This is a genomic window from Gloeotrichia echinulata CP02, assembly GCA_038087035.1.
GTDB classification, from domain to species: Bacteria; Cyanobacteriota; Cyanobacteriia; order Cyanobacteriales; family Nostocaceae; genus Gloeotrichia; species Gloeotrichia echinulata.
The window spans coordinates 5,590,900-5,605,513 of record CP051187.1; the positions used below are offsets into that span (position 1 = coordinate 5,590,900).

Consider the following 14,614-nt stretch of genomic DNA (forward strand, 5'->3'; position numbering starts at 1 on the left):
GGGCACAGCAATGCTGTGCCCTGAATGTTTGTGTTACCGTAACCAGATTTGATATCAAATCCGGGTGATTGCACATGGTATTTGTAGGGGCACAGCAATGCTGTGCCCTGAATGTTTGTGTTACTAAGCGAAAGTGAAGTTGTTAGCAGTCAGCGTAGTAGATGTAATACCCACCAATGACACCAACTCAGTCGCTCCAGCTTTCACCAAAGTATCACTACCAATTTGCACCAGTGTCAAGTCGCTAAACTTAGTAGCTGTAGCAATTCCACCAATTCCAATCAAGTCAAGTCCTACAGTGAAGTCAACAACAATATTTTTGCTAGTTGGTAGACTCGCATTTGCAATCCAGAATTGGTCAACACCAGCGCCACCAGTTAAGCGATTTCCACCACCAGCACCAGCAAACAATACATCATCACCGTCACCACCAAACAGCTTGTCATTGATATTGGAGTAAAGTTTGTCATCGCCAGAACCACCGTAGAGACGGTTATTGTTACCGCTGCTGCGGAGGGTATCTTTACCAGAACCGCCGAACAGCAATTGACCAAAACCCTCAACTACTTGGAGGTTGTCATCACCAGCAGCGCCAAACAGATTATTACTTGCCTTGGCTTCTACCACAGTGATGGTATCATTACCATTACCACCATCAACATTGGTATTGCCAGCCTGACCAGTTGCACCAATAATGGCTGTATCGTTACCTTCGCCGCCAAACACAGAAGAGTCACTGGCGACAGACACCGTATCATCACCATTGCCGCCGTTGATTGTGGTGTGAGATTGAGTAGATTCTACTGTATCTGCGCCGTCACCAGCGAAGAAAATTTGCTTGGATTTGAGGGTGACATCATCACCAGTGGTAGAACCAAAGGATAATGGGGTATAATTGGCAAATACGCCATCCTCACGCACATTTAAGCGTTGAATGCGGGTGTCTAACTCAGGTCCAACATCTGGAATATTAAAAGCAGAATTACTAAAGTTTGCACCTAGATATTCTGCAAATGCATCTTGTTCGGTTCCAGAAGTCGCAAAGTTGGCTTTACCTGGGTCAAATTTTGCTGAGTCAACAGGTGCGTCTATCTTCCCATTGAGGTTCAGGTCTTTATCTGTCTCCCCAATTAAATCTACTCGATTGGCAAAGGTGGGATTAGCTTTAATAAAATCACCCAAGGGATAACCATCACCACCATCAGCTAAGAAACTAAGGGTAACAATCCGAATACTACGGTCTTTATTTCCTTGTAGCTGACTATCTTTGACTAGGACATCGGTGATAGTTCCATTTTCGTTGACAACTGCCGCATTTTGAACGCGAGAACCTGCTGCTTTGCTGGGGTCGAAGCTGAAAGAAATACCGCCAATTTGTGGGAACCGACCAGGAGTGGCGCCAGGGGTTGAAGCTGCTACACCATGTTCCAGAATCTGCTTTAATTGTTCCGCAGTTACCGTTACTAGAGTCAGTGCGTTATTAAACCGCAGAGAATTTTCAATGTCTAGTTGAGAAACACCACCCTCCGGTTTTCCTGACAAAGGGTTGGCTGGAGGAGGAGATTTAACTAACTCAGTTGAACCAGTCGGAGCTAAGATAGTACCGATATTGTCACGAATACCACCACCGTTTTTAAAGGCAACAGTTACGGTGGGATCAAGGTTTTTTGCGTAATTCAGGTTAGCATCAGCACTCAAGTTCCCTAAGTTAGTTTCTTGGGTACGGACATCAGCGCGAGTACCGTTGAGGAATACTTGAGTGTTACCAAACAAATTACCGTCTTTTTGAAGGATAATCTTGCCTAGTGCATCGGTAATGGCTTTAATTTCTGGGTCTACTAAATTCTCAGCATTGAGGTCTTTAACTCCTTGGTCATCTGTAGCGTAAGCACCACTGATTTTGGGGTCAATGCTAGCAGGAATAATTCTACCCTGATTGTCAAATTCTACTACTAAGCGACCAACATATTTATAGTTACCGTCTGTGTTAATGACAGCAACATCTTCCCCGGAAGCAGATTTTAGCAGAATGGGGTAATCACCTTGCTTGGTATCTCCTGGACGCAGCCGGTCTGTGCTGTCAACTAGGCGAGTATTGGAACCACCCGCCATAATAATATCTACATCTTTGAGCAGACCTGCCAATTGTTGCTCAATTGCAATCTGCTGCATATGCGCGAGCAGGACAATTTTATTGATACCAGTTGCTTTGAGAGCATCTACTGACTTTTGAATTTCTGCAGCTAATGCAGCGATATCATTGGCATTTAGTGGTAAAACTTCTACACTACCAGGAGAAGAAATCCGTTTTAGTGTGGGGGTAGTAGCACCCACTACACCTATTTTCTCGCCGTTGACGGTAATTACTGTACTCTTGGCAATTTTGTTGGGAATAGTGCTGGCTTCTTGACCGTCAGCAGTTACCAAGGAAGCTAAGTTAGTGTCAGGTGCAAAATTGAGGTTAGAACTTAAGTAGGGGAATTTTGCACCGGGATAAGCACCATCGGGAGCGATTACAGACCTAACAAAGGGTGTACCTAAATCAAATTCGTGGTTGCCAAAGGCGATCGCCTGAAAACCTAATTCATTTTGAATTACAATATCAGCGCGACCTCTCCCAACTTTACCTAATAAAGGTGCTAAAGAAGGATCTTCTGCTGTATTTAAGAATGGACTGGGGATGTATGCATCTCCAGAAGAAAGAATAATTGTGTTAGCGTAGTCTGGTTTACCATCTTTATTCCCATCCTGGTTTTTGAGTGCATTCAAAACAGCACTGAACCGGGGTGCATCATCTAGTGCGGGAACGCCAGCTTCTTGATCTGATGCGTGTAACAATTGCAGTTGGAAATTTGGTGCTTCAATTTCATAGAAGGTAGCCGTGTTACTCACTTCATTCGCTACTACTAATTGTGGCTTCCCATTAGGACTGTCAAACGCAGGAATGAACTTCAAGCCTTCAGGACTAATATCTGTGTTAGTGCGAATGTACTGGACAAATTGCGGCGCAACGGGATTGCTCAGGTCATAAACCATAACCCCACCACCAGCACGTTCTAAACCAATAAAGCCGTAGGGTTTCCCGCTGACATAACCTACAGTTACAGCTTCTGGTTCTGGCCCTTTATCATCGGAACGAGTGTCAAAATCCGCTGTTGATCCGTTATTCGCATTAAAAAAGGTCGGTGTTTGTTGCGCTGTAATCTGTTCTAGTTGGTCACCACTATCAAATACTAATTTTCCTTGGTCATCCCAAATAGAGAAAGAACGACCGCCAAAGGCGTATAACTGATCAAAATCTCCATCTTTATCGGTATCTCCCAAGGTGTTGGTGATTCGCAAACGACCGAGATTAGCGTTATTTTGCAGAGTAGCGGCGTTGGGAAAGGCTGTGGGGTCAAGTTTGACACTAGCAACCCGTGTTTCTTCGTTGAAAATACCTCCCTCTCCCTGACCAGGTACAATATTATTGGCTGTGGGACGAACGCGAGAATCTCCTTCGTTGGCGGTTATATAGTAGGTTTTACCGCCAATTTGGAATGATGAGATTGCATCGGGTTGATACATCCCCAAAACCGGCCAGTTCTGAATGTTGATTTTACCGCCACCACTGCTGCTACCATTAACATCTCTATCGCTAGCATCTAAACCATTTCCTGGTAGGTTGTGGTTTTTGAACCCTAGGGGAACAACGCTGGTAACTTTACTAGTAGCAATGTCAACAATTGCTAGTGCATTATTCTCTTGCAGAGTAACAACAGCTGTTTTGTTATCAGGAGAAATTGCGATGTACTCTGGTTCAAAATCTTGAGCCGCTGAAGCATTCAGACCAAAAATTCTGATACCTTGTGCCTTTAAAGCTGCTTCTTGACCATTAAAGGCTGTGAAGTTGGCAGTTGTCACTTTAGTATTATCTAAAGTCGCAATATTTCCCGAAACGTCAATAATGCTAATTGAGCCTTCTGGATCAATCGTGTAGTTTTCGTTTGGTTCCCCTTCGTTGGCTACCAATAATTTGCTACCATCGGGGGTAAAGGTGAGCATATCAGGCAAAGCGCCTACTGTCACCTGAGACAACGCTGTGGGATTGGCAACATCAACGTTGGCATTAAAAAATACTACCTTACCAGAGTCAGTGGAAGTAGTGGCAGAGATGGCAACAGCAACTATGCTGGTATTACTACCTATGCCTTTCCTCACAGCTACACTCTGAATTCCTGCACCAAAGCTGGAAAGGTCAATATCACCAATTTTGACAGGTTGATTAGGGTTGGAAACATTAATTACCTGTAAAACTGGCTTACCTGCAACTTCTCCAGTGACAAATAAGCGCTGAGTTTTTGGGTCAAAATCAGAAATTTCTGCGCCATTTAAGCTAATAGTCCCAGCAAATTTCAAGTTAATTAGATCAGTCATGGTTAAGCCTGTAATTACTGAATTTTGGTTGTGTTTCTTTCTTGGTCACAAATCTCGGAACTGAATGCGAACAAAATCAATCGTTCCTGTCAACAATAATTACTAATTCGTGGTTCGTAATTAAACCGCGCCTCGTAGCAATAGCGAGTCCGCACGCGGACAGAGGAGGCGATCATGACTCTTCGTCCCGTTAAGGGTTGGTGTACTTTCCGTAATCCAATTACGAATTACGAATCGTTAACTTAGTTGATGTCACTGGTAACATCTATAAGGATATCAAAATCTAGTGATGAGGACTAAATTAAAAGTATGATAAATCACACAATTAGCTAAAAAAAGTATTTCCAAGTCAGGGCGATCGCATAAAAAACTCATCAACTCCCGGTTCTTGCCTACAAAGCCCGTGCTAAATTTGTTGAAAAATAAGTTTGAAACCCTTTGTCATAGGATAAGACTTTGTGAAAAATCCCAAGTCCAATGTCTTGATTGCCGAGAAAATTGTTTCGCAGAAAGCAAACAAATTTTAATATTATTAAATTCAATAATTACCATAAGCTTATATCTATTCATTTTTTTCTTATCTCCTTCAAATGATAACAATGCTAAATGATTTACAGCAGATTGCAAGTTGGTGAGGTACAGATAATTGTAGGGGCGCAAGGCCTTGCGCCCCTACCGGCGTACCTCATTTACCTGAAATATGCTGTATAAACACCTCTCCCAAATCCTCCTTGTCTCCTCTGTTCAGATCTCAAATAGGATTGCTATATATCTGTTATGTTAAGAAAAAACTATAAAAAGTTTAAGACATCATCATATTGTTGATATTCTGATTCAGCAACGCCAATTATTTTTACTCCCCTTGAACGAGAGAATCTGTGCTTTAGACAAGGGATGAAAACAGGTTTAAGCGGTTTACCGCTCATCGGTGTGATTTTGCGCGATGCTTGCTCTGGGCTACGCCATCGCCTCACAATACGATTGCGTCGGCTCACAATACGATTGCATCGCCTCGCAAACAATTTTTCAAAACTACAGGACTTACGCATTGGTTTGTTCTCGTAGTTTGTTTATTTGACTCAAGAATATTCTGATTTCAGTAACTTAAATAATCAGCGATATCAGTCCATATTAATAATAATAAATCCTCAATTTATCTTCCACACAAATACTTTTTACAGTACAATAAAAACATGGATGTAGGATAAAATAATATATGACAGAGGAAAAAAAGAGAGCAGATAACAATAGTCCTTGGAAAGAAGTTTTAGAAGCTTATTTTCCTCAAGCAATGCAGTTCTTTTTCCCTCAAATAGCTGCATTGATTGACTGGAATCACCCTCACCTATTTTTAGATAAAGAATTTCAAGCGATTGCTTATGATGCCGTTAAAGGAAGATTGTATGCAGATAAGCTAGTCAGTGCAAGGCTTCTTCAAGGAAAAGAACTGTGGTTATTAATCCACATAGAAGTTCAAGCAGAATCAGAAGATATTTTTCCAGAAAGGATGTTTTTGTACAATATACGGATTTTCGATTATTATGGTAAACCTGCCACGAGCCTAGCTATTTTGTGTGATTCAAACAGCGATTGGCGTCCGAATCAGTATAGTTTTGAGTGTCCAGGTACAAAACATAATTTTGAATTTAGTACAGTTAAACTTTTGGATTACCAAAACCGATGGTCAGAGTTAGAAGCGAGTGACAATCCTTTTGCAATGGTTGTGATGGCGCACTTAAAGACTCAAGAAACTAGGAATCAAGCAAGGGAACGTAAAAATTGGAAATTTCGCCTAGTTCGCCGACTTTATGAACTAGGTTGGCAAGAAACAGATGTTCGCAGTTTGTACCGATTTATAGATTGGGTTATGCTATTACCAAAACAGTTGGACGCGGAATTTTGGCAAGAGCTAAAAGAATTTGAACAGGAGCGAAATATGACTTACGTTACCACAGGTGAACGCATTGGCTACGAGCGAGGAATAGAGGAAGGTGAGCAGAAAGGTGAACAAAGGCTTATTCTAAAGCTATTGCAAAAACGGTTCGGGGAGTTACCATCTGAGGCGATCGCTTCTATTCAATCTCTGGATGTTATTCAATTAGAAGAATTAGCTGAAGCTCTACTAGATTTCACAGAAATTGACGATCTGGTTCGCTGGTTTACGGTGTGATTGCACATGGTATTTGTAGGGAACACTGCTGTGCCCTGAATGTTTGTGTGACCGTAACCAGATTTGATATCAAATCCGGGTGATTGCACATGGTATTTGTAGGGAACACTGCTGTGCCCTGAATGTTTGTGTTACTAAGCGAAAGTGAAGTTATTAGCAGTCAGGGTAGTAGATGTAATACCCACCAATGAAACCAACTCAGTCGCTCCAGATCTCACCAAAGTATCACTATCAATTTGCACCAGTGTCAAGTCGCTAAACTTAGTAGCTGTAGCAATTCCACCAATTCCAATCAAGTCAAGTCCTGCGGTGAAGTCAGTGACAATATTTTTGCTAGTTGGTAGACTCGCATTTGCAATCCAGAATTGGTCAGCACCAGCGCCACCAGTTAAGCGGTTTCCACCACCAGCAGCAGCAAACAATACATCATCACCGTCACCACCAGACAGCAAGTCCTTGATATTGGAGTAAAGTTTGTCATCGCCAGAACCACCGTAGAGACGGTTATTGCTACCGCTGCTGCGGAGGGTATCTTTCCAACCGTAGGTATTGGTAGCAAGATAATCGCCTTGCAACAGTTTAGCGTTAATCAAACCATTAGCTTGGGAGAGATTATTATCTAAACCAAGAGGGTCATAACCTAGAGGAGTAATACCAGCGTTGACTATTTGCTTAATAAAAGCATCCTTACCAGCCGCAGGTAAAGCATCATAAGTGGCTTTCTGAGTAGGGTTGAGGAAGAATGAGGCTACAGTTGGGCCAAAAGGTGCATCATAAGCAACAGAACCAGTGACAACTTCAAAAGCACTGGTAGCAATTTGCGGCTGACCGGGTGCAGTTTGATAGGTGAGGTTGTTAACCAAGGTGCCGTGGATATCAGCAGAAACAAAGACAACGTTACTGATATTGTTGTCGTTGATGAATTTGAGAATTTCTGTCCGTTCAGCAGCATAACCCTCAAATCTATCAGCAGCGACCGCTACCCCTAGATTTTGAATCGGCTCTGGAATCATAATGAACTTCCAGGTGGTGCCGTTATTCTGAGCTTGGAGTAAGTCGCGTTTGAGATCTTCAACTTGCGATCGCCCCAGTAGGGTGCGCTTGGGATCGAAAGACTGAGCGAGGAAGTTAGCTACCTGGGTCTGGTCGCTGGTGTTAGTTACATCCGTTAACTCGGTATCACGGAAAGAGCGAGCATCGAGGACGAAAGTAGCAGCATCTTTACCATAGGTATTGTAGCGGTAAAGTTTGCGTTCACCCGCAGTTTTAGCATCACCAGTTTGTCCATAGAATTGATCCTGAATGGGATTGTATTCTTGGAAAGCCTGTAAGCCGTTCTCATACAGTTTGCTGTCGTTAATCAGAGCGTTAGGATCGTCACTGGGGAAAGCTGCGGTTCTTGCGTACTTAGCGTGCTTAATTATTAATTAAAGTTTATAAATTTGCTTTAAAAGTAAGGCTTACAGGCGTTCATAATTTAATTTTTAGCAATATGATATAAAATACAGAAAATAATGGCTATTATCTTAGCTCTGCAAGGGTTTCAAGCTGATTATTTAATAAATTCAGCACGCTAAGTACGGAAGAGCCAGCCTTTGCCACCAAGTCCACCAAAAGCACCAAAGGGGACGGTATAATCTACTGTTCTCTCTGCTTTAGACTGAATAATTGGGCTATTAGTCAATCCAGGAACTTTGACATCAACGCCATCAGCACCAGGAAATGTGGCTGCTACTACTTTTTTACCATTAGCACGCAAATCTACCCATAAGGGTTCTGCTGTCGGATTGCTGCTTTCTTTTGGTCCATCAGGGTTGAGGGCATCATATCCTCCAATAGGAGCGCCAAAGCCACTAATATTAAAGTTGAAGGGACTATCAATTAGGTGAAAAGTGTTGGCATTGATGTCATTTTTTGCAGCAGTTGAACCTGTGGCGATCGCAATGTGACCAGGCGCCGTCAGTGAAGGGGTGACAGTCGTGTTGGGTAAAAATACTCCCTTGCTCTTGAGTAACCCTAAACCTTTTGTGGGATCGATCTGATTGGTATCCAGGTAATTCTTGAGTAAAGAGTAAGTATTACCATCTAGGGAAAGAACAACAACTTTGGGTTGGTTGTCCATAATTATTTTTTGCAATTAGTTTGGTGGAAATTTTCTCGCTCAATCGCTAATAACCAAAGTATATAAACTGATACACTTTGGGTTTTTTATACGAAATAAGGATTATTGCTGTGTTTATCAGAATAGGTACGGTTGCTTATTCTAAAAATTTAGAATAGAATAAAACCGTCATATTTCATAGATTTGGCAGCAATATTCTCATTGAGAGAGGCATAAAAAATCTATCGCACCAATGTTAATAAATGACTAGGACAAGGTTAATAATTGAGAGGAAAATTTTAGTAATATGAAATACAACAAATTTGATGTTTAGAGAAAATTAAAATACAATGAATCACGCCCCTGCGTTCTTTTTTTTGAGACATAAAAACCTGGTTCATTTCTCTAAACATAGCTGTATTTTCTTTGAAAAAAATTATCTCAGTTAGGTTAAAAAACTAAATTCGTATTTGAAAAAAGAATGAGACAAATAGGGTAGGGGCGCAAGGCCTTGCGCCCCTACAGATTATGGATGTGTTGCCAAGATTTTTTGAATTGGTATAACATTGTTATTTATTGATGTCTGCTTACTTACAGTAATTTTCATTTCTTTGAACCACATATCCTTGTAGGGGCGCAAGGCCTTGCGCCCCAAAAGCGTGGTTTATTTACCTGAAAATCATTGTAATATCTGTACCTCATTTACCTGCAATCTGCTGTATTTGCAGCTTATTCATTGAAGTTAAACACGACAATTAAGTCGAAGACCAACTTACTTTAGAGTTGTTATTTGAAGCGAGTACGTTGTCTACGATTTTGCTTGTGTCTAGCAATTGCTTTACGCTTCTCTTTTTCTAATGGCGTCTCGAAGTGACGCTTTTTCCGCATGTCTTGGAAAATTCCTGCTTTAGAAACTTCCCGCTTAAATCTTCGCAAGGCTGATTCAATACCTTCATTCTCCCCTAATACTACTTGTGTCATTCTTATTTCTCCTTATATGGATGAATGCTTGATGGCTAGAGAGCCAATAAAATATTCCAGCAGAGTCAAGCGTTGGGCCTTATCTGCTGGAGACTCTAGATTTTAAATTTTTAGCTTAAGGCTTAAAATCGGCGATTGTTACGAGCATTATTTCCGCCCCAGCTACCACCACCACGAGAGGAATTTCCGCCTCTTTCTTCACGAGGTTTAGCTTTATTCACTTTCAAGTCCCGGCCCATCCATTCAGCACCATCTAGGGCTTCAATAGCAGCGGTTTCTTGAGCTTCTGTTTGCATTTCTACAAAAGCAAACCCACGTGGACGACCTGTTTCCCTATCGGTTGGTAGTTGAACGCGATTAACTGTTCCGTATTCTCCAAATGCCCTTTTCAGATCATCTTCTGTAACCTGATAGGACAAATTGCCAACGTAAATCGACATATCATGTCTCCGAATTCAGAGAGTGTAGAGACTTAAATTCGGAGAGACGCTTTTGAGAAGTCAAAACCAATCATTCAACCGAATATAATCTTTATAGAACCTACTATAGCACGGTAATAGAAAATAAACTCCGACAAAATTGGATTTTGGGGAGATAAATTACAGTACAAGCCCCAAAAGCTTTTATTTACGATTACGCTGTGGTTATTATGACATAATCACACGTTCATTGCAATTTCCAACAGCAATCATAATCAATGATAGATGTTTTACAATAAGTTGTTATGGGTTTAGTCCCACCTAACGGGAGCTTTGAAAACTCCCGTAATGATTGGTCTGTAAATTATTTACCCTTTAGCCATTAGTCCAATTTTCTAAAAGTTTTTCGGCTTCTTTACACAGCACTTCATGATACTGACCGTTGCTTGCCAGCAAACCACCCCATTGATTAATATCATCGGTGTTATACTGCAAGATGGTGCCATCAAAATGGGTAAATTTGCCTCCAGCTTCTGTCAAAATTAATTCTGGGGCGGCGATATCCCAATCTTTAGGGGCAGATTTTCCCGAAAGAGAAATGTAGACATCTGCCTGTCGCTCAATAATAGCAGCAATTTTGCAACCCACGCTGCCGACTTCTTTTTGATGACTACAAGGTAAATTTTCTAAGAGATAATTTAACCTTTCATTACGGTGAGAACGGCTAACAATTAAAGTGAATGCTTCAATGGGTTTTGCGTTTCCTTCTAAAGATAGTTGCAAAGGAACAGAACCATCACGGGTTTCGACAAATGTACCTCCGCCAATGGTAGCAAAGTATAACTTCTGCGCTTCTGGTACTACTACCACTGCTAATATTGGGCGGTTTTCCTTGACTAAAGCAATGTGAATTGCATACTCTCCAGTTTTTTGAATAAAGTCTCGTGTGCCATCTAAAGGATCAATAATCCACACTAACTTAGACTCATCTCTACCCAGTTGCGATTGATAAGTTTCTTCACTAATGTAAGCAAAATCCTCAGTTCCCAAAGCTGCTTGTAGCCTATCCAAAATGTATTCACTCACAGCTACATCAGCAACAGTGACAGGCTCATTTTGTTTATATTGCACATCGAGGTTAGAGTCTTTTACCGTTCCATGATAATAAGACCGCAATATATCTGTAGCACCCCAACCTACTTCTCGTGCGATCGCTAATATTTCTTGTAAGTTTGTCATTTGTTATTTGTCATTTGTCATTTGTCATTTGTCATTTGTCATTTGTCATTTGTATTCTTGTCCCCCTAACTCCCAACTCATTACTCATTACTCATTACTCATTACTCATTACTCATTACTCATTACTCCTAACTCCTAACTCCTAACTCATTACTCATTACTCATTACTCATTACTCATTACTCATTACTCATTACTCATTACTCATTACTCATTACTCATTACTCATTACTCCTAACTCTCTTCCACTTCCATCCACCGACGGGTACCAAATGATTGACAAGCTGTAGCAGCGATGTTTGCAGCTTTGGCTAAGGCATCAGTGAACCCAGAGTGTAAGATGTAATGGCAGAAAGCACCGTGAAAAATATCTCCAGCCCCTAGTGTATCAATTACTGTAATCTGGGGTACGCTGATAACGCCTGTATTTCCTTCACTGATATATTCAATTGGTTGTTCTCCGTGGGTGATGGCGATGTGGGGAATCTCAAAACTGCACAGATAGGTAAAAACTTCTGCTGATGTGTGACAATCAGGAGGATGAAAATTGGCTGAACAAATGGCGTAGTCTACAAAAGGCAAAATTTTCTCAAATCCAGGCTTCCAACTGCCACCATCAATGACAATGGGGATATTCTGACTTTTGGCTATGGGCGCAATTTCACGACTAACCTCCATCTGATGCCCATCAATTAAAACTATAGCGACATTTTGCCAGATATCTGACGGGATAGATGAACTCGTGGCTTGAGTTTTGACAGCATTAATGGAAATTACTGCCCGTTCACCTGTGGCTTGGGTGACAATAATCGATGAGACTGGGACTGTTGTGGTAGTCGTGGGATTTAGATCGGCGATCGCCACTCGATATTTTCCCAAGTCTTCCCTAATTAATTGTGTCATGGGGTGGGAACCCAATACACCCAAGACTTTGGCTTGATTACCTAAATGGCTGAAAGCGACAGATGCATTGGTCGCGGGACCTCCTGCAGCTACAGTGTAGTCAATGGCGACAATTTTCTGATTGTTCTTGGGGGGAGACTCGGCTAGGTAGATAAAATCTAAGGTGATTAAGCCAATAAATAATCCATGCTGCATTTTGTCTTGGGGATTGGGGAATGGGGGGATGGAGTTTTATCTTTTTTTTCGGTTTAACTAGCTTGAAAATAAGACCCCACCCCTAGCCCCTCAGAGCAAGCGAGGAGGGGAATAAGAAGTGCAATTTATAGGGTGCGTCAGCTAAGTAGATAACTGATGCGCTGTCAATATTTTAGGTCTGACGCACCCTACGTCTACAATTATTTTGATCTGAACACGAACGTTGAGGCTTTTTACTCCAACGTCGAGGCTTTTTGCTCCAACGTCGAGGCTTTTTACTCCAACGTCGAGGCTTTTTGCTCCAACGTCGAGGCTTTTTTCTCCAACGTTGAGGCTTTTTTCTCCAACGTTGAGGCTTTTTGCTCCAACGTCGAGGCTTTTTGCTCCAACGTTGAGGCTTTTTTCTCCAACGTTGAGGCTTTTTGCTCCAACGTCGAGGCTTTTTGCTCGAACGTTGAGGCTTTTTGCTCGAACATTGAGGCTTTCAACCTAAACCTTAAACTTGTCTACCCACCTCCCCACCTCCCCATCTCCCCAGTCCCCAATCCCTATTCCCTTTTATTTGCGATAATCGTCGCCAATGCGAATATTTCGACCTTCAGTAATATTAGTAATGAATTTCCCATGCTGATTAATTTGGAGACAAATATAATATCTTAGTGCTAAAATAAGTAATTTTGGTTTTAGTAGTACAATTGATCTATGCCAATGAGGGTTGATTACTGGTAGACAAAGTATCCAATAGCAGTTGTAAAATATGGCTCGCGGCGAAATTCTCAGAAAACTCTTCAAAAGCTTCTCTCGCAACGAGAGAGAAGAGTTTTTAGCTGCGGCTAACGAACTGATAGAAGAAGAAAGAAATAAAAATCACATCCTGCTGGCTAGAGATTTGGAAAAACTGCTGCACAATGGCAATGGCTACACCAAACCCCTAGCATCTAACTTAGCTCCCTGGAATCAATTTCCTGAACCACCCAAAGATAAAGACACTGGACTAGCTTTACTGGATGTCAAGCGATTTGACCTGACATGGGATCACATCGTCCTCAGTGAAAAAATATTTGATATCCTGCAAGAAATTGTTCTGGAAAACCGTAAGCAAGATATCCTTACAGCTTATAACCTCAAGCCCAAAAACAAACTACTATTCTGTGGACCACCTGGCTGCGGTAAAACCCAAACGGCAAAAGTCCTCTCGAGTGTCTTGAGTCTACCACTGGTTTACGTGAACCTAACAGCAGTATTCTCTTCTTACTTAGGTGAAACAGCCACCAATCTTCAGAAAATTTTTACCTACATAGAAAAAGGCGAATGGCTTGTTTTGTTCGATGAGTTTGATGCGATCGCTCGTGATCGAGATAACTTAAATGAACATGGTGAAGTCAAACGCCTTGTCAATAGCTTGTTACAACTCATTGATAATGCAACCAATCAAAGTATATTTGTTGCAGCGACTAATCACGAAAAACTATTAGACAGTGCAGTTTGGCGACGATTTGATGAGGTGATTTTCTTTGACAACCCAACTCTGGAATTACGCACGGCTCTTTTAAGCCGTTATCTGTCTGGTATCCGTTATACTGCTATTAATCTATCTACTTTTGCAGAACGGCTAGAAAATGCAACTGGAGCAGATATAGAACGTATTTGTTCTGATGCAATTAAAGCCGTAATTTTACGGGGGGAGCGTACCTTGACGACTGATGATTTAGAAGTTGCGATAGGACGTTTTTTAGAAAGGCAAAGTATAATAGCAAACTCAAAATAATCATCTACGTCAAATCCTCATGGTAAGTCAGTTTGAACACCTAAAATTACCGAGAATCATCAATATCGAATTACCACGACGATCTCATGGTGGTGGAGTTGGTGGAAAACGCGCTGATTTCATTGAACATGGTAAGCATTTATTAGATCAACTTTCTGGACTGAGTGAGTCTACAAAGCAAAAAAGTAACCCTTTCCGTCTTAACCCAAAATTAATTTTTAAGATTAAAGCTACTAAAAAACTTTCAGACGAGCTAGTTAATCAGACAGGATTAGATATACTAGCATTTGAGCCTGATAAAGCCATAGTTGTCTTCTCGTCTGATCTGGAGTTAAAAGAATTTAGGAAACGTTTAGAAAATTACAGTCAGATTACAGAAGGACCCGAATATTCATATTAGACTCGTCCGAAAATTTACAACAC

General features: G+C 41.3%; 11 protein-coding genes and 1 pseudogene. 4 read left to right on the top strand and 8 right to left on the bottom strand.

Annotation, left to right across the window (positions count from 1 at the left end; genetic code table 11):
• Positions 1 to 123: 123 nt before the first annotated feature.
• Complete coding sequence (locus HEQ19_24735) at positions 124 to 4,416, bottom strand: choice-of-anchor I family protein (GenBank protein WYM02225.1); 4,293 nt, start codon at positions 4,414 to 4,416, stop codon at positions 124 to 126.
• Positions 4,417 to 5,632: 1,216 nt separating this feature from the next.
• Here HEQ19_24735 and HEQ19_24740 point away from each other — a divergent pair.
• Positions 5,633 to 6,586: a DUF4351 domain-containing protein gene (locus tag HEQ19_24740; GenBank protein WYM02226.1), complete on the top strand. Its 954-nt coding sequence runs from the start codon at positions 5,633 to 5,635 to the stop codon at positions 6,584 to 6,586.
• A gap of 134 nt (positions 6,587 to 6,720) precedes the next feature.
• On the opposite strand, the pseudogene HEQ19_24745 reads toward HEQ19_24740, so the two are convergent.
• The 5 genes and pseudogenes from HEQ19_24745 to HEQ19_24765 all read right to left on the bottom strand — a co-directional run bounded on the left by HEQ19_24745 (position 6,721) and on the right by HEQ19_24765 (position 11,326).
• Positions 6,721 to 7,944: pseudogene (locus HEQ19_24745) on the bottom strand (alkaline phosphatase D family protein).
• 215 nt (positions 7,945 to 8,159) lie between these two features.
• Positions 8,160 to 8,708, bottom strand: coding sequence for an alkaline phosphatase family protein (locus tag HEQ19_24750; protein WYM02227.1), 549 nt, complete (start codon positions 8,706 to 8,708; stop codon positions 8,160 to 8,162).
• 765 nt (positions 8,709 to 9,473) lie between these two features.
• Positions 9,474 to 9,668, bottom strand: a complete 195-nt coding sequence (gene rpsU, locus HEQ19_24755; GenBank protein WYM02228.1) for a 30S ribosomal protein S21 — start codon at positions 9,666 to 9,668, stop codon at positions 9,474 to 9,476.
• A gap of 122 nt (positions 9,669 to 9,790) precedes the next feature.
• Positions 9,791 to 10,108 carry an RNA-binding protein gene (locus HEQ19_24760; GenBank protein WYM02229.1) on the bottom strand — a complete coding sequence of 106 codons (318 nt, stop codon included), beginning with the start codon at positions 10,106 to 10,108 and terminating at the stop codon, positions 9,791 to 9,793.
• Positions 10,109 to 10,462: 354 nt separating this feature from the next.
• Positions 10,463 to 11,326 (bottom strand): 3'(2'),5'-bisphosphate nucleotidase CysQ, encoded by an 864-nt coding sequence (locus HEQ19_24765; GenBank protein ID WYM02230.1) that lies wholly within the window; start codon positions 11,324 to 11,326, stop codon positions 10,463 to 10,465.
• A 7-nt stretch (positions 11,327 to 11,333) separates the two neighbouring features.
• Between HEQ19_24765 and HEQ19_31310 the strand changes: the two genes are divergently transcribed.
• Positions 11,334 to 11,465 carry a hypothetical protein gene (locus tag HEQ19_31310; GenBank protein ID WZI67007.1) on the top strand — a complete coding sequence of 44 codons (132 nt, stop codon included), beginning with the start codon at positions 11,334 to 11,336 and terminating at the stop codon, positions 11,463 to 11,465.
• 94 nt (positions 11,466 to 11,559) lie between these two features.
• Here the strand turns inward: HEQ19_31310 and HEQ19_24775 are convergent, their stop codons facing one another.
• Positions 11,560 to 12,423 carry a sugar kinase gene (locus tag HEQ19_24775; protein WYM02231.1) on the bottom strand — a complete coding sequence of 288 codons (864 nt, stop codon included), beginning with the start codon at positions 12,421 to 12,423 and terminating at the stop codon, positions 11,560 to 11,562.
• Positions 12,424 to 12,698: 275 nt separating this feature from the next.
• Entirely contained in the window at positions 12,699 to 12,899 is a 201-nt protein-coding gene (locus tag HEQ19_24780; GenBank protein ID WYM02232.1) for a hypothetical protein, read from the bottom strand.
• 281 nt (positions 12,900 to 13,180) lie between these two features.
• On the opposite strand from HEQ19_24780, the gene HEQ19_24785 reads away from it, so the two are divergent.
• Complete coding sequence (locus tag HEQ19_24785; protein ID WYM02233.1) at positions 13,181 to 14,191, top strand: AAA family ATPase; 1,011 nt, start codon at positions 13,181 to 13,183, stop codon at positions 14,189 to 14,191.
• Between the two features lie 19 nt (positions 14,192 to 14,210).
• Positions 14,211 to 14,591 carry a hypothetical protein gene (locus HEQ19_24790; protein WZI67008.1) on the top strand — a complete coding sequence of 127 codons (381 nt, stop codon included), beginning with the start codon at positions 14,211 to 14,213 and terminating at the stop codon, positions 14,589 to 14,591.
• Positions 14,592 to 14,614: the final 23 nt, after the last annotated feature.